General features: G+C 67.7%; 18 protein-coding genes and 6 pseudogenes. 15 read left to right on the top strand and 9 right to left on the bottom strand.

Translation table 11 applies throughout. The features are described 5' to 3' along the window. Positions 1 to 32 precede the first annotated feature (32 nt). From ACFY1U_RS49150 to ACFY1U_RS49140, 3 genes are all read left to right on the top strand, one after another. The gene (locus ACFY1U_RS49150; protein WP_390700616.1) at positions 33 to 410 is read left to right on the top strand and encodes a transposase; all 378 of its coding nucleotides are present in this window, start codon (positions 33 to 35) and stop codon (positions 408 to 410) included. Between the two features lie 76 nt (positions 411 to 486). Then, positions 487 to 1,608 carry an IS630 family transposase gene (locus tag ACFY1U_RS49145; RefSeq protein WP_390700615.1) on the top strand — a complete coding sequence of 374 codons (1,122 nt, stop codon included), beginning with the start codon at positions 487 to 489 and terminating at the stop codon, positions 1,606 to 1,608. Positions 1,609 to 1,650: 42 nt separating this feature from the next. Further along, complete coding sequence (locus tag ACFY1U_RS49140; protein ID WP_390700614.1) at positions 1,651 to 2,433, top strand: methyltransferase domain-containing protein; 783 nt, start codon at positions 1,651 to 1,653, stop codon at positions 2,431 to 2,433. A gap of 738 nt (positions 2,434 to 3,171) precedes the next feature. On the opposite strand, the gene ACFY1U_RS49135 is transcribed toward ACFY1U_RS49140, so the two are convergent. Next, positions 3,172 to 4,059, bottom strand: a complete 888-nt coding sequence (locus tag ACFY1U_RS49135; RefSeq protein ID WP_390700613.1) for a hypothetical protein — start codon at positions 4,057 to 4,059, stop codon at positions 3,172 to 3,174. A 247-nt stretch (positions 4,060 to 4,306) separates the two neighbouring features. On the opposite strand from ACFY1U_RS49135, the gene ACFY1U_RS49130 reads away from it, so the two are divergent. The 6 genes and pseudogenes from ACFY1U_RS49130 to ACFY1U_RS49105 form a co-directional block, all read left to right on the top strand. Beyond that, positions 4,307 to 4,495 carry a hypothetical protein gene (locus ACFY1U_RS49130; protein ID WP_390700665.1) on the top strand — a complete coding sequence of 63 codons (189 nt, stop codon included), beginning with the start codon at positions 4,307 to 4,309 and terminating at the stop codon, positions 4,493 to 4,495. A 668-nt stretch (positions 4,496 to 5,163) separates the two neighbouring features. Continuing rightward, a complete protein-coding gene (locus ACFY1U_RS49125; RefSeq protein WP_390700612.1) occupies positions 5,164 to 5,712 on the top strand; it encodes a hypothetical protein in 549 nt (182 codons plus the stop codon). Positions 5,713 to 6,024: 312 nt separating this feature from the next. Further along, positions 6,025 to 6,668, top strand: a pseudogene (locus ACFY1U_RS49120) (MFS transporter); the annotation flags it as partial. Between the two features lie 263 nt (positions 6,669 to 6,931). Continuing rightward, the gene (locus ACFY1U_RS49115; RefSeq protein ID WP_390700611.1) at positions 6,932 to 7,783 is read left to right on the top strand and encodes a methyltransferase domain-containing protein; all 852 of its coding nucleotides are present in this window, start codon (positions 6,932 to 6,934) and stop codon (positions 7,781 to 7,783) included. After that, positions 7,780 to 8,696 (top strand): annotated as a pseudogene (locus ACFY1U_RS49110) (IS5 family transposase). Before ACFY1U_RS49115 ends, ACFY1U_RS49110 begins: the two are co-directional and overlap by 4 nt. Before the next feature lie 10 nt (positions 8,697 to 8,706). Further along, positions 8,707 to 8,952, top strand: a pseudogene (locus tag ACFY1U_RS49105) (Cmx/CmrA family chloramphenicol efflux MFS transporter); the annotation flags it as partial. A 32-nt stretch (positions 8,953 to 8,984) separates the two neighbouring features. On the opposite strand, the gene ACFY1U_RS49100 reads toward ACFY1U_RS49105, so the two are convergent. The 5 genes and pseudogenes from ACFY1U_RS49100 to ACFY1U_RS49080 form a co-directional block, all read right to left on the bottom strand. Continuing rightward, positions 8,985 to 9,728: a polysaccharide deacetylase family protein gene (locus ACFY1U_RS49100; RefSeq protein ID WP_390700610.1), complete on the bottom strand. Its 744-nt coding sequence runs from the start codon at positions 9,726 to 9,728 to the stop codon at positions 8,985 to 8,987. 286 nt (positions 9,729 to 10,014) lie between these two features. After that, positions 10,015 to 10,215 (bottom strand): annotated as a pseudogene (locus ACFY1U_RS49095) (IS5/IS1182 family transposase); the annotation flags it as partial. Positions 10,216 to 10,257: 42 nt separating this feature from the next. Continuing rightward, positions 10,258 to 10,633: pseudogene (locus ACFY1U_RS49090) on the bottom strand (transposase); the annotation flags it as partial. Positions 10,634 to 10,806: 173 nt separating this feature from the next. Then, positions 10,807 to 11,688 (bottom strand): helix-turn-helix transcriptional regulator, encoded by an 882-nt coding sequence (locus ACFY1U_RS49085; RefSeq protein ID WP_390700609.1) that lies wholly within the window; start codon positions 11,686 to 11,688, stop codon positions 10,807 to 10,809. Between the two features lie 70 nt (positions 11,689 to 11,758). Next, complete coding sequence (locus tag ACFY1U_RS49080; RefSeq protein ID WP_390700608.1) at positions 11,759 to 12,595, bottom strand: SDR family NAD(P)-dependent oxidoreductase; 837 nt, start codon at positions 12,593 to 12,595, stop codon at positions 11,759 to 11,761. Between the two features lie 223 nt (positions 12,596 to 12,818). Between ACFY1U_RS49080 and ACFY1U_RS49075 the strand changes: the two are divergent. From ACFY1U_RS49075 to ACFY1U_RS49055, 5 genes and pseudogenes are all read left to right on the top strand, one after another. Then, positions 12,819 to 13,205, top strand: a pseudogene (locus tag ACFY1U_RS49075) (hypothetical protein); the annotation flags it as partial. A gap of 887 nt (positions 13,206 to 14,092) precedes the next feature. Further along, positions 14,093 to 14,926, top strand: coding sequence for an aspartyl/asparaginyl beta-hydroxylase domain-containing protein (locus tag ACFY1U_RS49070; protein WP_390700607.1), 834 nt, complete (start codon positions 14,093 to 14,095; stop codon positions 14,924 to 14,926). A 31-nt stretch (positions 14,927 to 14,957) separates the two neighbouring features. After that, complete coding sequence (locus ACFY1U_RS49065) at positions 14,958 to 15,857, top strand: DMT family transporter (protein WP_390700606.1); 900 nt, start codon at positions 14,958 to 14,960, stop codon at positions 15,855 to 15,857. Continuing rightward, positions 15,858 to 16,739: an aspartyl/asparaginyl beta-hydroxylase domain-containing protein gene (locus ACFY1U_RS49060; RefSeq protein WP_390700605.1), complete on the top strand. Its 882-nt coding sequence runs from the start codon at positions 15,858 to 15,860 to the stop codon at positions 16,737 to 16,739. 34 nt (positions 16,740 to 16,773) lie between these two features. Further along, positions 16,774 to 17,739: an EamA family transporter gene (locus ACFY1U_RS49055; protein ID WP_390700604.1), complete on the top strand. Its 966-nt coding sequence runs from the start codon at positions 16,774 to 16,776 to the stop codon at positions 17,737 to 17,739. 6 nt (positions 17,740 to 17,745) lie between these two features. Here ACFY1U_RS49055 and ACFY1U_RS49050 read toward each other — a convergent pair whose 3' ends face one another. Together ACFY1U_RS49050 and ACFY1U_RS49045 are read right to left on the bottom strand one after the other, a co-directional pair. Continuing rightward, positions 17,746 to 18,639 carry a LysR family transcriptional regulator gene (locus ACFY1U_RS49050; protein WP_390700603.1) on the bottom strand — a complete coding sequence of 298 codons (894 nt, stop codon included), beginning with the start codon at positions 18,637 to 18,639 and terminating at the stop codon, positions 17,746 to 17,748. 214 nt (positions 18,640 to 18,853) lie between these two features. Beyond that, complete coding sequence (locus tag ACFY1U_RS49045; protein ID WP_390700602.1) at positions 18,854 to 20,248, bottom strand: MFS transporter; 1,395 nt, start codon at positions 20,246 to 20,248, stop codon at positions 18,854 to 18,856. 153 nt (positions 20,249 to 20,401) lie between these two features. On the opposite strand from ACFY1U_RS49045, the gene ACFY1U_RS49040 reads away from it, so the two are divergent. After that, positions 20,402 to 20,791: a winged helix-turn-helix transcriptional regulator gene (locus tag ACFY1U_RS49040; RefSeq protein ID WP_390700601.1), complete on the top strand. Its 390-nt coding sequence runs from the start codon at positions 20,402 to 20,404 to the stop codon at positions 20,789 to 20,791. A gap of 357 nt (positions 20,792 to 21,148) precedes the next feature. On the opposite strand, the gene ACFY1U_RS49035 is transcribed toward ACFY1U_RS49040, so the two are convergent. Continuing rightward, complete coding sequence (locus tag ACFY1U_RS49035) at positions 21,149 to 21,667, bottom strand: hypothetical protein (protein ID WP_390700600.1); 519 nt, start codon at positions 21,665 to 21,667, stop codon at positions 21,149 to 21,151. Positions 21,668 to 21,800: the final 133 nt, after the last annotated feature.

Below are 21,800 nucleotides of genomic sequence, written 5' to 3'. Positions count from 1 at the left end.
GGTGAGCCGCTGGCGTCAGATCAGGTCCTGCATTGTGCAGTTGCTGCCCTGGCGGCCGACGACGCGGTACTGATCACGGACGAGACCGGCGACCTCAAGAGACGAAACGGGAACTGGCCCGGTGCGTGATGGAGCGGGCGCTGGGCGCCGGAGTGCCGTTCACTTACTTCCTTGCCGACGAGGCGTACGGACAGTGCCGCACGCTACGCGCCTGGCTTGAGGAGCGCCGGGTGCGCTACTTGCTCACCAAGCTCAAGGTTGAGGTGCTGCCGCTGCCGGACAGCCGCACCCGTCAGGCCCGCGAGCTGTACGCCGTGGTGCCCGAGGAAGCATTTGGGCACCACTCGTGCGGTGATGGCGCCAAGGGGCCACGCGAGTACGACTGGACCGTCGTCCAACTAGTGCTCTGACCACGTAGGTTCGCCGGGTTGGTGGTCGTGGCCGTTGGATGAGTGGTGACGTCCGATCCGACTGCTGGGGGGTGTGGTGGCTGAGCCTGTCCGTGTGCGCAGACTGACTGACCAGGAGGAGCAGAACCTGCAGCAGATCGTGCGCCGGGGCAGCACCAGCACGGTGCGCTACCGGCGGGCGATGATGATACTGGCCTCGGCCGGCGGGAACCGGGTGCCGGTGATCGCGAAGTTGGTGCAGGCCGACGAGGACACGGTCCGGGACGTGATCCACCGGTTCAACGAGATCGGTCTGGCCTGCTTGAACCCTCGGTGGGCGGGAGGCCGACCCCGCCTGCTCAAGCCTGACGACGAGGACTTCGTCATCCAGACGGCCACCACCCGCCCCATCAAGCTCGGACAGCCCTTCACCCGCTGGTCCCTCCGCAAACTCGCCGCCTACCTACGCCGCGTACACGGCCGTGTGATCCGGATCGGCCGCGAGGCGTTACGGTGCCTGCTCGCCCGCCGCGGCGTCACCTTCCAGCGCACCAAGACCTGGAAGGAATCTCCCGACCCCGAGCGCGACGCCAAGCTGGACCGGATCGAGCACGTGCTGGAGCACTTCCCGGACCGGGTGTTTGCGTTCGACGAGTTCGGCCCGCTCGGCATCCGTCCCACCGCCGGAGCCGGCTGGGCCCGCGCCGGCCACCCCGAGCGCCATCCCGCGACCTACCACCGCACCCACGGCGTCCGGTACTTCCACGGCTGCTACTCCGTCGGCGACGACACCCTGTGGGGCGTCAACCGCAGGAAGAAGGGCGCCGCGAACACCCTGGCCGCCCTGAAGTCGATCCGCGCGGCCCGCCCGGACGGTGCCCCGGTCTACGTAATCCTGGACAACCTCTCCGCTCACAAGGGCGAGACCATCCGGAGCTGGGCGAAGAAGAACCGGGTCGAGCTTTGCTTCACCCCGACGTACGCGTCCTGGGCCAACCCGATCGAGGCCCACTTCGGACCATTGCGGCAGTTCACCATCGCCAACTCCAACTACCGCAACCACACCGCGCAGACCCGAGCCCTCCACGCCTACCTCCGCTGGCGGAACGTGAACACCCGACACCCCGACGTGCTGGCTGCCCAACGCCGCGAACGCGCCCGTATCCGCAGCGAGAAGGGCATCCGCTGGGGCGGCCGAAGTCAGGCAGCCGCTGCCTGAACTACCCGTCCTCCCTGGCGGCCGCGCACTACTGTGGGATACATGTTCGAGCTCTCCGTGCGGGATTTCTACGACGAGTTGGCCCACGACTACCACCTGATGTTCCGGGACTGGGACGCGAGCATTGCCTACCAGGCCGAGGTATTGGGCGGGCTCGTCCGCCAAACTCTCGGCGCGGGACCGCACAGCGTCCTGGACTGCTCGTGTGGGATCGGCACCCAGGCCATCGGGCTGGCCCTGGCCGGGCACCAGGTCATCGGCAGCGACCTGAGCCCGGTCGCCGCCGCGCGCGCCGGCGCCGAGGCGGCGGCCCGGGGCATCCGGCTTCCGGCCGCTGCGGCTGACATGCGCCAACTGCCGTTCAAGGAGACGTCATTCGACGTCGTGCTCTGCGCGGACAACTCGCTCCCGCACCTGCTCTCCGGGCAAGATCTCCGGGCGGCACTCCTCGGCATGAGACGGGTGCTCCGAGATGACGGACTGTTGGTGATCACTGTCCGGGCCTATGACGAGACGCGCCAGACCAGACCCACGGCGACGCCTCCCCAGGTCTCGGAAACACGCGATGGCCAAGTGATCACCTTCCAGCTGTGGCACTGGCATGAAGACGGCGAGCGCTACGACCTGGAGCACTTCCAGCTCACCTCCGCGGAGAACACCTGGCATGTCCGAGTCCGCCGGAGCACCTACTGGGCGCTGACGACCCCGCAGCTGACAGAGTTCGTGGCTGAAGCCGGCTTCACCAACGTCACCTGGCACAGTCCGGCCTCCAGCGGGTACTACCAGCCCGTGCTCACCGCACGGCGCGCTCCCTCAGCGCAGTAGTCCAGACATCGGTTCCGCCCTGCCTGGCTTTCCGTTCATCCATGGCAAACCGGTGAACGTTGCCGGTCACAGCACTAGCCCTCACCGCCGATGACTTCGAACGGCATCTGCTGATCCGTCGCTCGCCCGTGCCCAGAAAGAAGGGCAACAAGACCGGCGAACTCGTCCGCGGAGTCGCCTACTTCCTGTGTCGCACCGCCCCCTGGCGCCTTGGCCGCACTGGTCACGGCCGCCGGCCTCGCGTACCACCGGCAGGCGGGTGGGAGTCCGGTCGACGACGGCGATACGGATCCATTCGTCGGCCGGGCGCGAGACGATCAGAGGCCGGCGGCGTTTCCCTGATCGGCTACCGCAGGCGCGCGGCCGTGCGCCTGTGCGCGAGAACCCGCGCGGTGTCGACCCGGGCCGGCAGGGCAACATCTGTTCAGCCGTCGCCTGCCCGTGAGGGGGCATCATGCGTTGGGCAGCGCGGGTAGCCCAACTGCGCATCAGATCACGGACGTTGACTGCCGGTCCACGATGAAGAGTCCACAGTGCCTGCCCCGCAGCGCCGATCTGTCCGCCCACGCCTGAGCGCACCGCATGCGACTCCCGTCAGGTGAGAAGCCTGTGCCGGTCGAGGCACCTCAACTGCACAGGCCAGGCGACGTGCGCCGGGGCAGCGCCGCGAGCACCTCGGCTGCTTCGAGGATCGTCGAGATGGGCCGCTGCCGAGATTCCCGGCCTCGCTCTCTTGTCTCATGCGCTCTCTTCGCTGAGGCGGTCGACTGCCCAGGGCAGGAGCTCCTTGGCCACCGCGAGGCTGAACGGCCTCACCTGTGAACAAAGTTCGGCGCAGGCGGAAGGGCCGAGCGTGGTGTAAGGGAGAGCCGCGAGTCTGTCGGTGGTGTGCTCGATCTCCGCCCTGCGCCGCGTACCGTCCTCGGTCAAGGCCAGGCGGGGTCCATCGTCGAGCCATCCGCGCTCACGCAGGTTCTGTACGGCGTGCCCCCACTGCTCCGGCGTCCATGCCCGCGAGTCGCGCAGCACCTCTGCGCCGATGTCGCCTGTGGCGGCGTGCGTGACGAGAGCCTCGAGCCCGCTCAGTCCGGCAGCCAGTAGTGCCGCCACGTGGCCGTCGCCACGGAACTCCCGCAGCAGAGTCTGCGCGTGCCAGAGCACGAGGTGGGGTGCGCTCGGCCACGGCAGTGCGGCGTGCGCGGCGAAGAGGGGGCGGCCTTGTGGATGGCGCACGGCCACTTCAGCAGCGGTACGGGCCAGTTCCGCTGCGCGGGCCAGCGCCGGTGAGGAGATGTCCGCGCCGAGGATGCGGCGGAGCGTGGCGTCGATCCCGGCGAGCCGGGCGGCGGCAAACCGCTGCGGCGGCGCGGCCTCCCATGCCGCGGGTATGGCTCGGCGCACCAGTTGGGGATTGAAGTTGTAGAACGTCGCGATGACCAGATCCGCCGGAGCGGCGCCGAGTGCGGCGGAACGGGACGCGAAGTACCCCGTCCTGGCGTCCACGCCCAACTCGGCGTACTGGGCTGTGGATTCGGGCGAGAAGTAGACGGCCCCGTGGTAGGGCTCAAGAGTTCTCCAGGTCTGGCGTGCGAGGGCCAGGCTCGCGTGGTCCGTGTTCTGCATCATGAGGAGGCGCCGTCCTGTGTCGGATGAAGTGTGTCTGTTCATCGAGCACGCGACGGCGAGTGGGACACACCCATTCATACCGTCTAGTCGGTACGCTATCGGAGAGCGGCTCCGGGGGCTACCGCCCAGCAACCAGTTCTCTCCTGACCGAGAGGCGAATCCATCCGTGGTACGCGATCGCGACGGTGCGGGCCCTGATGGTGCTGACGCACCATCAGGTGGCTCGGTCGTCAAGAAACTCGGCCGCATGCCCGACGGCGGCGGCCACAGAACGCTGGGCCGCCGAGCCGGCCGGGCAACCCGTGGCGGCATGGGCTTCGGTGAGGCGTCCGAGGCGGCTGCGGGACGGCCTCCCCGGCTGATCGGCACCCTCGCCGCCCCGGGCGAGGAGGCGCGCTGGCCGCGATCCGCGCTGATCCACGGCTCCCCTCACTGAACCCGTTGCGCAAGTGAGACGGCGGTCATAAGCGGACCCACCCACCGCATCCGCGTGCTCGGCCCGCTCCCGCCTCAGCCCCGCCTGACACAGGCAGGCTCCCGACGTCGCCCGCGAGGACTTCGCCATCGACCTCAACCGCTGCACCGTCATCTGCGTCGCGCCCGGCCCGGAGTTGATCGACGCCTGGTTCGGCAGCTGATGCGCGGGAGTTTGCGGCCGCGCCTGCCGGGGCTTCTCGGGGTGGGGGGCCTTCCGATCGGCTGCGTCCAGCAGGGACGGGAACTCAGGGGGCGACTTGGATGGTGGGGACCGCGAGACCGATCGCGAAGCTGCACGAGACGGAGATCAGCACGATCGGCAGCGGGCCTGTACAGCGGGCCGGCTGGTTCACTGCGTGGCTCATCACGGCTTCCACCCCGCCTGCCTCGGGCGGGCGATGCCCTCCGGCACCACTGCGTGGGAGTTCACCGGCTCACCTCTTCCAGAGAGGCACCGGCATACGGGAGCTGGGGTGCCGCATGGAGGGCGTCGGCGTCGGTCAGGGTGTCGTCGTCGGGGAGTTCGTCTAGCGGGCCTGCAGTGCTCCGGCTGTGACGCGCACCGTTAGATGACCAGGTTCAGCGATAGTTGGCCACTCGGGTGCTCTGACCATCAACAATGATCGAATGGCTGACAACACATTGTGGGTCGGGGTCCTGACCGCGGGTACTGCTGTGGTCGCGAGCTGGGTGACGAGCCGAGGTACGGCCAGGGCGGCACGCATACAAGCCCAGACAGCTGCAATCAGCCAGCAAACGGATCGCATACGGGCAGTGCGTCGCGCCGCGTATGTGGACGTCATTGAGCAGGCACAGCGAATGGGAGACCTCTACTGGAAGGTCACCGACGCCCAGGGCGATCCCGACGAGGACAATCGGATCAGTGTCCTCAAGGATCTGCGCCTTAGGCTGCGCGACGAGTACTCCGTACTTCGTCACCGCGTAGCGGTGGTGGATCTCGAAGGGCCGCAGGACGTCGCGACGGCAGCGCATCGACTACGCCGTGCGACCTCCGGAAACTATCGGGCTCTTGAGGCCATGATCGGAGGCGAAGCCGACGCAAGCCAGCGATTTGACGAGTGTTACGCCCCCTTCTGGCAAGCTGTTTTGGCGTTCGTGCAGTCTGGACGAGAAGCGCTGCAACGAGCCCAGTTGCCGCTGTCCGACGATCTGTAGGACGCCTGGCGCGGAGTCGGGACAGGAGACCTCGGCCGGCCAACTGACTGTTGCGGGACATGACGTTGGTGACACAGGCCGATGTCAGGGAAACCAAGATGCTTCGACGGGCATCGGTCGGGTACCGTGCGGGCCATGTCGAGTCCTGAGTCAGACAAGGCGGGGCTATCGGTCACGCCGTCATCCCCCTGAACCACTGAGCTCGTAGCCCTGTCGTCGTGCCGCTTTCTGCGCTGCGACGAGTGTGCGCTCGGGGCTGGCCGCGGTGACGAGATGACCTTCTCGTGCCTCTCCTCACCCCGGAGCCACTCGATGCCTCTCCCGCTGTACCTGCTTGCCCTGGCGGTCTTCGCCATGGGCACCTCGGAGTTCATGCTCGCTGGCCTCTTACCGGACATCGCCTCGGATTTCGACGTCACCGTCGGGACAGCAGCCGTGCTCACCTCGGCCTTCGCGATCGGCATGATTGTCGGCGTACCCGGCGTACCCCTGGTGGCCGCGCTTGCCCGCAACTGGCCCCGGCACGCCGGCCTTCTCGCATTCATCCTCACGTTCGCGGCAGCTCATGCCGTCGGCGCCACCACCAGCTTCCCGGTCCTGTTTGCCACCCGGGTCGTCGCCGCACTCGCGAACGCAGGGTTCCTTGCCGTCGCTCTGACGGCTGCGGCCACGCTGGTTCCACCCGGCAGGAAGGGACGTGCGCTGGCCGTGCTGTTGTCAGGCACGACGGTGGCCACGATTGCCGGTGTCCCTGGCGGCTCGGTGCTCGGCACGTTGCTCAGCTGGCGGGCCACCTTCTGGGCTGTCGCCGGTCTCTGCCTGCAGCTCTCGGCATTCTGAAAGAAATCCCAGCAGGACGTGATGAAGATGGGGCGACGGCCAGGCAAGGGTTGCGAGCGGAGCTCGCCCAGCTCACACGGCCGCGGTTGATTCTGGTGATGCTGCTCGGCGCACTAGGTCGTGTCTCCCAAGTCCGTCGGGACATGAGGGGCTTCGACCATGCTCGTAGACTCACGACGTGGCATTCATGAGCACCCCGCACTGCTGCTTCCTGTGATCGGAAGGCGTTGAGGGCGATGTCGGACGGCGTCGCCCTCCTTGGCGTGCCTGCTGCGTGAACCACGTTCCCGCCGCTGCCCGTTCCTTTCTGAAGCAGTGACGGGTCCAAGTGCGCGTGCAGGCACGGTCCCTTCCCTTCACCCCTTGCCAGGAGTGCCTCGTGCCCGTGTCGCTTCCCCCTGCCCTCGAACTGTCCCTAGAGCTGCTGTGCTGCCCAACGTGCCGTAGGCGCCACCTGCACCCCGACCGCGGCGCGCTGCGCTGCCCGGTGGGCCACACCTTCGACATCTCCCGCCACGGCTACGCCAGTCTGCTGACGGGCACCCGCGCCACCAGCGGCGACGACCCAGCCATGGTCCAGGCCCGGGACCGGTTCCTGTCCACTGGCGCCTACGCGCCCGTCCGCGAAGTCGGAGCCCGCATGGCGGTCGGCGCCGTGTCTGAGCAGTCCACGGTGGTGGATGTGGGGTGCGGTACGGGCTACTACCTGGCTGGCGTACTCGACCGCCTGCCCGGCGCCCGTGGACTGGGTCTGGACACCTCGGTGCGTGCACTACGCTCGGCAGCCCGATCCCACGACCGAGCCGCGGCGGTGGCCTGGGACGTCTTCCGTCCCTTCCCGCTGGCCGACGGGGTGGCCGATGTCGTGCTGGACGTGTTCGCCCCGCGCAACCCGGCCGAGTTCCACCGCGTACTGCGCCCGACCGGCCGGTTGATCGTGATCCGTCCCACCGAGCGGCACCTAGCCGAGGTGCGTGACCGGCTGCCTGTGATGGTCACGATCGACCCGGCCAAGGAACAGCGCCTGCACCGGGCGCTGGATCCATTCTTCGAGGCCGCCGTCACCGAACAAGTGGAGTACACCGCACCCTTGACCAGGCTGGATGCCCTGGATCTGGTGACGATGACACCGAGCGCACGCCACGTGAGCCGTGCAGACCTGAGCGATGACGGCCTCCTGCCCGATGAGGTCACCGTCTCCGTGCTGGCCACCGCCTACCAGCCTCGGTGACCACGAGCGGGCGCATACGCCTGCTGACCGACGAGCAGTGGGCGCGCCTGGCGCCCTGCCTTCCCCGCAACGCAGGGGGGCAGGGCGTCCGTTCGCCGACCACCGCCGCATCATCGAAGGGATCATCTACCGGTACCGCACCGGAATCCCCTGGAGAGACCTGCCCCGCGAAGCGTTCGGGCCCTGGCAGACGGTTTGGAAACGTCATCGCAGATGGGCGGCGGACGGCACCTGGGACACGGTTCTGACGCAGCTGACCGCCCCGACGGACTCGATCAACGCTATCGACTGGACGGTCTCGGTCGACTCGACAATCAACCGGGCCCACCAACACGCCACAAACACGGCCCAGCCGGAGAAGGACACCGGCGCTGCCACCTACCGCGGCGAGAGCGAATCTCCTGCGACCGGCGGCGAGCCAGCGGGCCACGCAGTAGGCCGGTCCCGCGCGGGCCTGACAACCAAGATCCATCACGCCGTGGACGGCGACGGCCGCCCGCTGGCCGTCGTAGTCACTGCGGGCCAGGTCCACGACGCGCAGGTCCTCCCCCTCTTGCTGGGCGACATCCGGGTCCCACGACTCGGCCGCGGCAGGCCACGCACCGCACCGGACGCTCTGCTCGCAGATAAGGCGTACTCCTCCAAGCAGGTCCGCGCAGACCTTGCAGCCCGTGGCATCCGCACTGTGATCCCCGAGCGCGCCGATCAGCAGACCAACCGAAGGCGAAAGGGCCGCAGTGACGGACGACCCCGCGCTCTGGGACACCGAGACCTACAAGCGCAGGAATGTCGTGGAACGATCTTTCAGCCTGCTCAAGCAGTGGCGGGGCCTGGCCACCGTTACGACAAACTCGCGATCGTCTATCGCTCTGCAGCCGTGCTTGCGGCGGTCATCGTCTGGCTACGAAGTTGAGAGATACGGCCTAGTGAATGCGGCAACCTTCGGAAGCCTCACCTTCCTCGCCCCTGTGGTGACCGACAGGGCCGGGCTGGGCGAGTTGTGGATCTCTGTCGCTCTGGTGCTCTTCGGCGGCGGTTCCTTCGTGGGCGTCACCGTCGGCGGCCGGCTGTCCGACCGGCGTCCCGGTCCGGTCATCGCAGTCGGCGGCCCGCTGCTGCTCATCGGCTGGCCGGCCCTGGCGATGCTGGCCAACGAGCCGGTCGCCCTGGGCCCCTCGTGTGTCGGAATTAAGCCGCTACGTCAGCTTGCGGGAAGGCTGAACCTGTAGCCCTGCCGGGTCATCCAGGGGAGCAGTTCGCGCAGGGCCGCCACGGTCTGGCTGCGGTTGCCGCCGCCGTCGTGCATGAGGACGATGCCGCCGGGGCGCAGTTCCCGTTTCACGGTGGCGACGATCGAGGCGACACCGGGGCGCGACCAGTCACGGGGGTCGACGGTCCAGCCCAGCGGGCGTAGACCGTCCTGCACGGCTATCCGGCGGTTTTCGGGGCTGAAGTCGCCGCCGGGGGCACGGAACCACCTGATCCGGGTGCCCGGCCCGCCGGCCTTGCTGATCATTTCCTTGGCCGCGGTGATCTCGTGGACCTGCGTGGCGTGCGGGAGGGTACGCATCGGCTGGGGGTGGTCCACGGTGTGGTCGCACAGCCGGTGGCCGTCGGCGAGGATGCGCTTGACCAGGGCGGGGTTCACGGCGGCCTGGTTGCCTATCTGGCAGAACGTCGCCTGTACGTGGTACTGGGCGAGCAGATCCAGGACCTGACCGGTGAACGGCCCCGGGCCGTCGTCGAAGGTGAGTGCCACGGTCCGGCCGTACGTCGCCGCACTGTGGGCGATCGAAGCGCTCGGGGCGCCGACAGGGACGGCCTGCGCGCCGGCGCCGGTTGCGGCGCTTGCGCTCGTACCGAGACTGGCAAGGGCGAACGAGACGGCCACCGCGCAGCCGAGGGCCGCACGGCGCAGCAGACGGACGGAACTGGAGTTCTGCATTCTGTTTTTGCTCCTGGCATGGCTGGCCATCTCGGGATGACACGGACGGACCCCCACGACGATGACCGAATGCCTGGCCGAAGCAAAGGATTCACTGGCATTTGCAGCCTTTGTCACAAAGCGACCGATAGTGACCCTCATCACTCCGGCCGCGCCCGCCGCCACCCCGGGGGCTGTAAGACGTTCGGTGTAACTCCCGATCATGGAAGATGCATCGATGACCAGTGAGAACGTGTCCCAGTCCGCGGGTGGCGAGTCCACAAGCGCGGTGTCGGCTAAAGAGGTCCTAACAAGGGCGTTGGACGTGGCGGTGAGTGATCAGGCAGGTGGGGAGGCCGAGGAAGGCTTCGTGGATGTCGTCGCGTCGTTCCCAGTAGGTGCGGAGGGCGGCGGAAGCCGTGCAGCCAGGCGATCGTGCACTCGACCAGGTAACGGAAGATGCCCCCAGGCCGGTGCCGTGGGGTTGGCCTTGTTCTGCGATGACCGGGCGTACCCCGGCGACGGATGGGATCTTGTCGAGCAGGGGCAGGGGCAGGAGTTGGGTGACGTCGTTGCGGTTGCCGCCGGTCAGCGACACCGCGAGCGGGATGCCCTGGGCGTCGGCGATGAGGTGGTGCCTGCTGCCTGGACGTGCGCGGTCGACCGGTCGACCGGGCTGGGACCGCTGTTGGGTCCCGCCGAGCGGCCCGCACGTGGGAGGAGTCGATCACCGCCCGCGACCAGTCCAGCTTCTTGGCCGACCGCAGCTTCTTCGGCAGCACGAGATGCAGTCGGTGCCACACCCCGGCCTCGTTCCACGCGGCCCGGCGCGGCCGGCAGGTCATGCCCGAGCCGAAGCCCAGCTCCTGAGGCAGGTACTCCCACTGGATGCCGGTATGCAGCACGAACAAGATCCCGCAGAGTGATCACAGTTCGTCCGAGACGATCCACGGCCTCGACTGACGTGTTCCCACGACCAGACCAACGACCATCCACACCGAAAGTCACATGAACGACAACTTCTGTTAGGACCTCTCAGTGCGGACCGCGTGTGACGCGGGCGTGAGTTGTCAGCGGTGAGGCCCGGATGCCCAGAGGGTCAGCGCGCGCGGTCGTCGTCCGGCATCGTGGAGGGTGCCTCTGTGGCCCAGGCCAGTAGCATCCGCAGGCCGTCGTGCGATGGGCTGCCTGGCTCGGCGGCATACGTGATCAAGGCCTGATCAGGGTCGTCCGCTGCGCGCAGGGTCTCGTAGGCCAGTTCCAGATCACCGACCACCGGATGACGGAATCGCTTGGTCCCCGAGGTCTTGTCCTGCACCGGGTGCTCAGCCCACCAGCGACGGAAGTCCTCGATCTTCATCGACAGTTCGCCGATCAGGCTCGCCAGTTGGGGGTCCTCGGGGTGCCGTCCCGCGTCCAGGTGGAGGTAGGCCACGTTCCCGCGGGCGCAGGAGGTCCAGTCTGCGTACAGTTCCCGGGACGTCTCGTCGAGGAATGTGATCCGGGCGATGTTGCGCTCGGCTCGGTCCAGGGCCGCATAGTCGCCGAAGAGGGCGACCGCTGCCGTGTTCCAGGCCAATATGTCCATGCGCCGGCCCATGACCATGGCCGGCATGTCCACCAGATCGTCCAGCAACCGCTGGAACATGGGGCGCACGCATTGCGGCCGGGCCTGGCGCCGGGGAACGTGCCGGGCCGCGGACTGTGCTCGGGCAAGGCGGTGCAGGTGCCGCCTGGCATCCCCGTCCAGCCGAAGTGCGCGGGCAAGGGCGTCCAGTACCGCGCTCGAAGGGTTGGGCATGCGCCCCTGTTCCATCCGGGTGTAGTAGTCGACGCTCACTCCGGCGAGCTGCGCGATCTCCTCGCGGCGCAGGCCCGCGACCCGGCGCTGACCTCCGAAGTCGGGCAGGGCAACGTCCTCGGGATGCAGGAGAGAGCGGCGGGTGCGAAGGAACTCGCCCAGGTTGATCGCTGTGCTCATACGACGATTGTGGCCGGTCGTGATGGGTGGCTGCCTGGCCCTGGCGGGGCCAGGCAGCCACCACCTGCCGTCAGGAGGCGGGGATGGCAGTCACCAGGCCCCCGTCGATGGCGATGTCCTGGGCGGTGATGTATGACGACCGCGGGGAGAGAAGGAAGGCCACGGTCTCGGCGATGTCCTGAGCTTGGCCCAGCCGCCGCAGCGGCACCTGGGAGCGGATGGCATCGTGCGAGGCAGGGTCCGGGTTGGCGGCATCGAACATCTCGGTCACGATGTAACCCGGGCTGATGGAATTGACCCGGATACCGCGCCCGGCGAGATCACTGCCCAGCGTGCGGGCCAGATTGTGGACGGCGGCCTTGGTAGCCGCGTACACCGGTGCGACGGCCAGGCCCCGGTGCAGTGTCCACGAGGCGTTGATCACGATGGAACCGCCACCCGCCGCCTGGAACAGCGGCAGAACCTTCTGGACCGTGAAGAACACCCCCTTGAAGTTGACGTCAACACTGAGGTCGAAGTCCTCCTCAGTGACCTCGCCACTGCGCTGGAACACTCCGACCCCGGCATTGGCGAACACCCCGTCCAGCCGTCCGTGGCGTTCACGGATCAGGGCGGCCAAGCGGTCGAGATCGGTGAGGCTGGCGGAGTCGGCCCGCACCGTGAACAGCCGGGCACCCCGGTCGGACACCTTGTCCAGTTGTTCGGCCGCGCGGTCGAGGCGGGCATCGTCGCGGCCGGTGATGACGATATCGGCGCCGGCTTCCAGGAGCAGACGCGCGGTGGCCAAGCCCATCCCGCTGGTTCCACCGGTGATCAGGACGACACGGTCGTGGAAACCGGTCACATCGCTGTTGCTGTCGGTCATGACCACAGCCTCGCCACCAACCATCGGGACAACCAGGCCCAAGACAACCTGGGTCTCCCAGAGCCCCCGTCTACAGGCAGCCGAGACAGCCGCCCCACCCTGGACGTCCAACGATGCGACACGCACCACCCGGCCCTGGGCGTCAACCCCTAAGCAGCTGTTGTCCTTCCGTACCTGTTGACGGCGTTTTCGCTGCTCAGGCGTAGGGTCGGTGGTTCCGTGGGAGTCGTCACCTATCGTGTCGCTGCTCTCCGGGAGGTCGCGGGTGCCGTCGGTTGTTGGACTACTGGAACAGCACGAACTCGCCGCTCGGCGTCGAGTCGACGGGCTGCGTGAGGAGGCCGACCGTATCCAGGCCGAGCTCACCGCGGCCGAGCAGGAATGGCAGGAGTGGGTGATCGCCCGCAGACGGGTCGATACGGTGCTGGCTCCGGACGACGGCAACACCGCCGCGGCAGAGGTCACCGAGGATCCGCGGAATGCAGAGGCGCAGTCGGCGCCCCGGGAAGCAACGAAGCCGAAGTCGCAGGTGCCGGTGTGGCGTGAAGGGCTGGCCTGGTCGGCGCTGTCGGTGGACTACCAGCGCGTCCTTGGCGCGCTCGTGGAGCGGGCCCGGCTCGGTCAAGGGCCGATGACCTGCCAGGAGATGGCCACTGCGTGACAGTCACACTCCAGGGCGACCGAACTGGAGGGCCCAGCCGTCGACACGGAAGACTCTGGCACCAGGGCCTGCTGATGTTGCTCGGTGATGCGACACCAACGAGTTGTTCAGGGGCTCCACCCGTGTGCGCCAAGTGCCCCGCGACCACCCGATGTGACGTTGTATCAGTGGCCTGTGCCTGGCGCGGGCCACGCGATCCTGAGGGCGATCGGACATTGTCAGGGCCGAGGCCGGAGGGAGCAATCTCCCGTCCAGGGCGGCTGATCCGCGGCGTCCAGCCGTCCAGGCCCGGCGACTCGGTGCGGGCGATCGTCAAGCGTCTGAGTGAGAAGTCCGCCGGCGTCGCCCTGGCCCCGGACGGCAAGGGTGATCACGTCGTGGAGATCGGAGCCGGCGACGTCGCTCTGCCAGGCTGCTCCGGGGATCTACGGTCGCCGATCATCTGGGACATCGGCCCCCGATGCTTCGTCGGCTGCGCCGACTCCCTCGCCCTCGAGGACGGTGAGCGCCATCCTCTCTCCCCACCGTGCCTTCCGGCTCCTGGACCAGCTCATGCCCGAGGATGCGGCCACCGCATGAGCGATGCGTACGGAGCGATGGTCGAGCACGGCCTAGCGGTGCAGGTGTGAAGCCGGCCGGCCGTACGAGGTTGCACAAAGGCGCTTACTATGACGTGCGCCACAGCGGCTTCGTCGCTCGGTGAGCTCATTTGGGGGAATGTGCCGGCCGTATCCGTGATGTGTGCCGTGCATTTCCGTCTGTACGCGACCGACGGCTACCTTTCTTGTCGGGTCATGAGTCCGGACGCAGGAAATCTAGGCCGACGTAGAGGACGATTAATGCCTTCACGTATTCTCGGAAAGATAGAGCTCGATCGGGTGCTGCTCGCCGACGACCTCGCTACGATCGACTCTTTCCCGCGCGTAGAGGAAGCGTACGACGAATTCAGTTCCGGCTACTGGAAGAACTGCTCGCTGTGGAATTCCTCCGGCGAGGCGAGCGACACCATGTACCGGGACATCGAAAGTCAGGCACGGGAGACGGATTACGGCAAGCGGCTGCCATATCTGGAAAGCCTGGTGCGCAAGCACTTCGACATGAGCAGGGTGACCATGGTCCGGGCGCGCAATCTCGTCGATGCCATGGTGATACCGCACCGCGACTTCGTAGAACTGGAGAAGCGCAAGGAGCAGTACTTCCGCCTGTTCATGGTGTTGGAGGACAACCCGGCCGCCCTGCACTCGGACGAGACCGGTGTCTTCCGGATGCGGCCGGGTGAAGTCTGGTTCCTGGACGCCGCATCGGTCCACGCCGCCGTCAACTTCTCGACGAGGAGTCGCCAGTCAATCTGTGTCGACTTCGTCTTCGACGGTCCGTTCGAGGACTGGGAAGTGTTCACCGACCAGAAGACCTACCGCCCTGACATCACGCCGGAAACGCCGTTCCGGCAGCCGCAGGACGCCGATTTCACGGAACGGCTCAGGGCGCTTGCCGCGGTCATCGACCACGACAACTTCAAGGACGTCCTGTTTCTTCTCTCCAAGGTCCACTTCAGGACGGACGTCCCGATCACGGCCACCTACGACTGGCTGGTCGAGGTGTGCAAGGGAAGCGGCGACGACACCCTCACCCACAAGGCGGAGAAGCTGCGCCGCTACATGGTCGAGAAACGCGTGATGAACGAGCGTCTCTCCATCGCCCCAGCCGCCTGAGGCCGTGCAGAGGACTGAGGGAGGGGAACACATGCGGGCGGCGACCGAGTACCGGACGTCGGTGAACTCACTGGCGCCGCTCGCCCCGTGGGCCTTCGTGGTCATGTGGGCGAGCGGCGCGATATTCGCCGAACTCGGCCTGCGGTACGCATCGCCCGTTCCCTTCCTGGCCGTCCGGGCCGTCCTCGCCGCGCTCATCGCCTGGACGGTGACCCGGTGGACGAGGGACACGAGGCCGGTCGGCCGCGGCGATCGCGGTCGTGCCGTCGTCGTCGGCCTCATCATGCAGGTGGGCTACCAGGGAATGTTCTTCCTCAGCCTCGACTTCGGCATCTCCCCCGGCATGCTGGCGGCGGTCCTCGGCGTACAGCCTCTGCTCACCGCTTCGGTCGCCGGTCGACGGCGCGCCCCGTGGGCGGGACTCGTGATCGGGCTCGGGGGCGTCGTGCTCGTCGTTGCCAACCACACGGCCCCCGGGGACCTGCTGACGGCCACGAACGGAGTCGGCGCGGCGCTGGCCGCGATGGTGTGCATGACGCTGGGCACCATCGCGCAGCGGAAGCTCACGGACATAGGGCTGTGGCGGAGCATCGCCCTACAGCACACGGCGGCAAGCTGTGTCTTCGTGCTCCTCGCGTTGACCTCGGAGCAGCCCGTCGTCAGTTCCGGCGCGGGTTTCTGGGTGGCCGAAGCCTGGATGGCCGTCGTTGTGTCGACCGGCGCGACGGCGCTTCTCCACGCCATGGCGCGCACGGGGAACGCGACGCGCGTCGCGAGCCTGTTCTACCTGGTCCCTCCTGTCACGGCGGTGCTCGACCTGGCCGTGTTCGGCACGGCCCTCCGTCCCCACCAGTGGCTCGGAATGACCGCCGTGGTCCTTTCGGTGTTCCTGGTGGAACACCGAATAACAGATCGAACCAAAGGAAAGTAGATGACCTCGCGTATTCTTGGGAAGCTCAACCTCGACGACACTCGACTGGCTCCCGAGGTTGCCACCATCCGAGAGTTACCGAAAGGCCAGGAGGTGTATGACGAATTCACCAGCGGATTCTGGAAGAACGTACCGCTGTGGAACGATACGGGGGACGGCAACGACACGCTGTTCCGGGAAGCGGCGTCCCCGGCCAGGCCGACGGAGCATGCGACGAAACTCCCGTACCTGAACGAGGTCATCAGGAACACGTTCGCAGTGGACCGGCTCGACATGGTCCGTGGCAGGGACATCGTCGACGCGTCGATGATGCCGCACAAGGATTTCCTTGAACTTGACGAATCGGATGGAGAGCCGCAGCAGCGGAACTTCCGGGTCCTCGTGGTGCTTGAGGACAACGAACACACCTACAACTCCGACGAGGAACAGGTCTTCCGGATGCGCAAGGGGGAGATCTGGTTCCTGGACGCCGCCGGTGTCCACTGCGCGGCGAACTTCTCGACTGACAGCCGGATATCGCTCTGCCTCGACTTCTCCTTCGACCGGCCATTCACTCCGGCCGACGTTTTCGCCGACCGGAGTTCGTACACGCCGGGCATCGAGCCGCTGCTCGTCAAGCGGAGTCCCCTGCCTCCAGATTTCACGCTCGACGTACGCCGCCTTTCGGCGGCCTGCAACCGCCACACGTTCCGTGACCTGGCATTCGCGCTGGCGAAGCTCCACTTCACTGTGGAGACGCCGAGCGTGGCATGTTACGACTGGCTCATCGAGATCGCGGAACGCACTGACGATCCGGCTCTGGTGGCCAAGGCGGAAGAAGCCAGGGAGTTCTACGTCACAGACCGGGCGATGCACCAGCGATTCTCGTTCACGTCCTGGTGAACGAGTCCGAGGAGACAGGGAATCCAGGAAGAGCATGATCGACGACCAGGCAGAAGAGGCCCGGCCGCCCGGCGTCGCGGCGCGCTTGCCCGCTCGTTCGACGGGCGGTTCGCTGCCCCCCGCGGAGTGGGTGCTCCTCACCGTTGCGGTCGTCGGCATCTCACTGGCCGCACCCCTCGCCGCCGCCGCGGCGGCACCCCCGCTGGCCATCGCGTTCTGGCGCAACGCGGCGGCCAGCGCGATCGTGCTCACCCGCGTTTCCAACCGACGGGGTGCCGGCCGGACACGCGGGCGGCGGCCCGGGCGGTCCGATGTCCTGTACTGCGTGCTCGCCGGGCTGTTCCTGGCGGCTCACTTCGGTATGTGGATCCCGAGCCTGACCATGACCTCCGTCGCGACATCCACGGCCCTGATGTGCACGACGCCCCTGTGGGCCGGGCTCATTGCCCGGGCCCGGGGCCGTGGGGTGCCGAAGGGCGGATGGGCGGGCATGCTCGTCGCCATTTCCGGGGTGCTGGTCGTGAGCAGCGTCGACGTGGGGGTGTCCGCCCGCGCCCTGGCCGGGGACGCGCTCGCGCTGGCGAGTGGTGTGTGCCTGGCGGCGTACCTGTCCGTCGGTGAGCATGTCCGGCAGCGGCTCGACACCGGGACGTACACGCTGATCTGCTACGCCTCGGCGGCCGCGGTTCTTCTGGCGGCGTGTCTGTTCACAGGCAGCGAGCTGGTCGGGTACGCGGCCGGGACATGGGTGACCCTGGCCGCGCTGACCGTCGCGGGCCAACTGCTCGGGCACTCGCTGCTGAACCGGTCGCTCGGGGTGGTGAGCGGTGCCACCGTCGCCGTCATCTCACTGCTCGAAGTACCGGGGGCGGCCCTGCTGGCGGCCCTGTGGCTCGGGCAGGTGCCGCCGCTGGAGACCTACCTGGGCGTGCTCGTCGTCCTGGCGGGCGTGTTCGTCGTCGTACGGGCTGATGCGTCAGGACGTAAGAGGGAGGCGTGAGAGGAATCAGGAGGGTGAGGAAGACGGGGACGGGGTGAACGCCCGCTGCATGTGGGCGGTGAACCTGGCGAGCGCCGGATGCTCGGCGTCGGCCCGCCAGGCAAGGTGGAGGTCCACGGCCGGGGCGTCCGCCAATGCGACGAACGCCAGTGACGGATGGGGGCGGAGCGCGGCCGTGGATGCCGGGGTGAGACCGATTCCGCGTCCTGCGGCGATGGCGAACGTCCAGTCCTCGAACGTCTCCACCGGCAGCCGTTTCTGTGGCGCGCCGCCGGGTGGCCACAGCCCGGAAGGCACGGTGCCCGAGACGGTGTTGTCCACGAACACCTCCGTCGTCAGATCCTCCAGCCGCAGCGCGGTCCGTCCGCTGAGCCGGTGGTCCCTGGGCAGGGCCACGTAACGGTCCTCGCTCAGCAGCGTCAGGCTCCGGTATTCGTCCTCCGGGTGGCCGGCGCGGCCCGTCGGCCGTTCGCGGACGAGAGCGACATCGGTGCTCCCGTCGCCCAGCCCGGCGAGCCGGTCGTCACTACGGCGCGTGACGATGGGATTTCGCGGGTGATCGCTCTCCCAGGTCTCCACGGCGCTCAGGATCCGGCTGTCCAGCATCGACCAGGTATAGCCGAGCAGGAGTGGCCTGTTGACCGAGCGCGCGCTCGACAGCGCGTGGTCGAACCTGGCAACCGTCGCCCGGGCGTGTTCCAGCAGCACGGCCCCCGTCTCCGTCGGCCGCGCCTCACCGGTGCTCCGGTCGATCAGTTCTGCTCCGACCGCCTTCTCCAACTGTTGGACGGTCCGTGACACCACCGGCTGGCTGACCATCATGCGCGTGGCGGCGTGGGTGAAGCTCCTGGCTTCGCACACCGCTATGAATACGCGTAAGTGCCGCAGTTCCACACTCATACGCGCCCCCTTCCAGCACTGCGTGTATGCGCCCACTATCTTAACGTCGCCGTTTCGACGTTGATCGCTTCGGAGCCATGTAGTCGGACGCTCTGCGCGGACTTGTCCGGGACGTCCAGGCGCAGGCGCTCTTGATGCTGACGAGCGGGTAGACGTCGTCCTCCACCCGGTTCCGGTGTCCACTTCTGGGGACCGGCGCGGCGTTGCCGCCTGGTCAGCGAGCGGCGTTCTCGGCGACCGGCTTCTTCTCGGCCGCTGGACGTTGTGCTGTGGCGGGGGATCGCAGCAGGGTGGCGGCGAGGAGGAGAGAGACGGCTACGAGGCCCGAGCCGATGCGGAAGGCAAGCTGGTAACCACCCGTGAGTGCCGAGGCGGTGCTTGCCCCATTGCCCAGCAGGGCATTCGTATGCGAGGTGGCGAGTGTGCTGAGGACGGCGAGGCCGAAGGCGCTGCCGATCTGCTGCATGGTGTTGAACATGCCGGAGGCGATCCCCGAGTCCTGGGGCGTGGCCGCTGACATCGCGAGCGTGGCCAGCGACGGCATCGCGAGGCCGAAGCCGATGCCCAGCGGCAGCAACGCGGGCAGGACGTCCACGACATAGCTCCCGCCTGCCGGTAGGCGGCCGAGCGCGGCGAGACCTGCCGTGATGAGCGAGAGACCTGGAAGGAGTACGGCACGGGGGCCAAAGCGCGCAATCAGCTTGGGCGAGAAGCCGAGGGAGAGCGCGCCGATCGCGACCGAGACCGGAAAGATGCCGAGGCCGGTGTGTATCTCGTCGAAGCCGAGCACCTTCTGCAGGTAGAGCACGCACAGGAATTGGAAGCTGAACATCCCGGCCACCATGAGGGCCTGGATACCCATCGCTCCCGTGGCGTTGCGCGAGCGGAACAGGCGCAGCGGCAGGAGCGGGTGGGCCGCCTTCGCCTGGCGGGCGACGAATGCCAGGAGCAGGGCGAGTGCCGCGGCGCCGAAGCTCAGCGTGTGTGCGGAAGTCCAGCCGTAGTTCGTCGTCTCGACGATCGTGTAGACGCTGAGCATCAGCGCGGAGGTGACCAGGAGCGCACCTACGACGTCGGTTCCCCTGCCGAGGCCGACACCGTGCTCGGACGCGAGCACGCGCCCGGCCGACAGCGCAGCAGCGATGCCGATCGGTACGTTGACAAAGAAGATCCAGTGCCAGCTGATGGTCTGCGTCAGGGCGCCGCCGGCGAGGAGGCCCATCGAGCCACCGGCGGACTGGACGAAGCTGTAGACGCCGATGGCCTTGGCCCGCTCCTTCGGCTGTGGGAACAGGGTCACGACCATGCCGAGAGTGACGGCGGAGGTCACCGCGCCGCCGATGCCCTGGACGAACCGGGCGGCGAGCAGCATCGCTGGGTCCTGGGACACACCGCACAGCAGCGAGGCAGTGGTGAAGATGCTCAGGCCGGCGATGAAGACGCGCTTGCGTCCGATGAGGTCGCCGAGCCGGCCGGAGAGCAGCAACAGGCCACCGAAGGGGACGAGATAGGCGTTGACCACCCAGGCCAGGTCCGACGAGGAGAAACCGAGGTCCTGCTGGATGGACGGCAGTGCCACGTTCACGATGGTCCCGTCGAGAATAACCATCAACTGCCCGGAACAGAGCACGGCCAGTGCCGACCAACGTGATGTCTGTGCTGATGCGTTGGTTCTCCGCACGGGGATTCCTTCCAAAGGTGCACGACTTGTTACAGCGGTCATCCTCTGTAACCATGACGCGCGGCGAAAGGAGGCACTTTCATGTCACGCAGTCACACCGATGTGTCCAACCAGGTCAGCAACGAGGCGTGCCCGCTCACCGAGGTCCTCGACCACGTCGCGGGCAAATGGAGCATCGGAATCCTCGTCGCCGCCGCACACGGACCAGTCCGCTTCACCGAGTTGGAACGCGCCATCACAGGCATCAGCCGACGCATGCTCACCTTGAACCTGCGCAAGCTGGAACGCGACGGCCTGCTCATCCGGACCGTCTACCCCACCGTGCCGCCCAAGGTGGAATACAGCCTCACACCCATGGCCCGCGAACTCCACGCAACCCTCACCGGGCTCGTCGGCTGGGCAGAACGCCACCGAGCCGACATCACCGCCGCCCGCGCCACCTACGACGCCGGCACGGCACCGGCTCCCTGACGCCTACGGAGGACCCAGCAGGCGTTGAACGCTCGCCTACTGGCGGATGCTCCAAGACAACCGACCAGTACGGGGCCCGAGTCCGCGCCCAACAATCGCCCGCCAGAGCCTTACCCCGACCACAGTCGCCGTGAGGGCCGGGCGTACAGCATCGTCGCGCACCAACAGGCAGCCATGCCCGAGCAACTGCTCGCCCCGTGGGGCACCGGCGGAATTCGCTGATCACCGGGTACGCGAGGGCGGCGGAGGTCGTTTCCCGCGCTCACGTAGATCGTTTCCCACTGCCCTGACTGTCCAGGCATCTGCTCAGGGCGCGGTCGATGTCGTACCCCGCGAACGGAACGAGTTTCACTTGCTTCACAGACTGCATCTTCCGGCGGCGAGTGCCGTGATCGCGCACTCGGCGGCGTGCCGCGCCGCGAGCGCGGAGGGGATCGGCCCGCAGCCGTGGGAGGCGCGCCCGGTCGGTCCGTTCGTGATCCGCCACTGCCAGGCGGCATGTGCGCCTGGGGGTGACGGGTGGTGCCAGACAGGCTGGGCGGCGGAGGGCGCGTGCTCCGCCTTGTGGACCACCACGTCGTGGACCACTCCGCCGATCACGGCCGAGGCCCGCCATCCGTCGTCGTCGGCGGTCCAGTCCAGGGGTGTCGGGGTGGATTCCGACACCTCCAGAAGCAGGTCGGCGAGGTCGGCCAGAGTCCGGTACAGCGCGGCACGAACGGCGTCTGTGTGGTGACGGCCCCACCGGCACGGGGTCCGTTCGGCGAGTTCGTCCACGATGGCCTGCGCGGCGAGTTCGTCGAGAGAGTCGGGCTGTGCGAGGCGTTCCCGCGCCAGGGTCGCGGCAGCGCCCCATGCGAGGTCGTCGCGGGTCATGGCGGTGTCGCGGGCCAACGTCCAGAGGTCGACGGGGCCCAGGTCGTCGACCGTGTGCTGGACGCAGCGGGCGGCCGCCTCGGCCGCGGGCGGTACGTCGGCGTTCAGGAGGCCGGCGCGTATCGGTGGCCGC

The sequence above is a fragment of the Streptomyces sp. NPDC001351 genome (assembly GCF_042896045.1).
Lineage (GTDB): Bacteria > Actinomycetota > Actinomycetes > Streptomycetales > Streptomycetaceae > Streptomyces.
The sequence above is the reverse complement of the archived record's forward strand: the minus strand, read 5'-3'. Positions and strand labels throughout refer to the sequence as shown.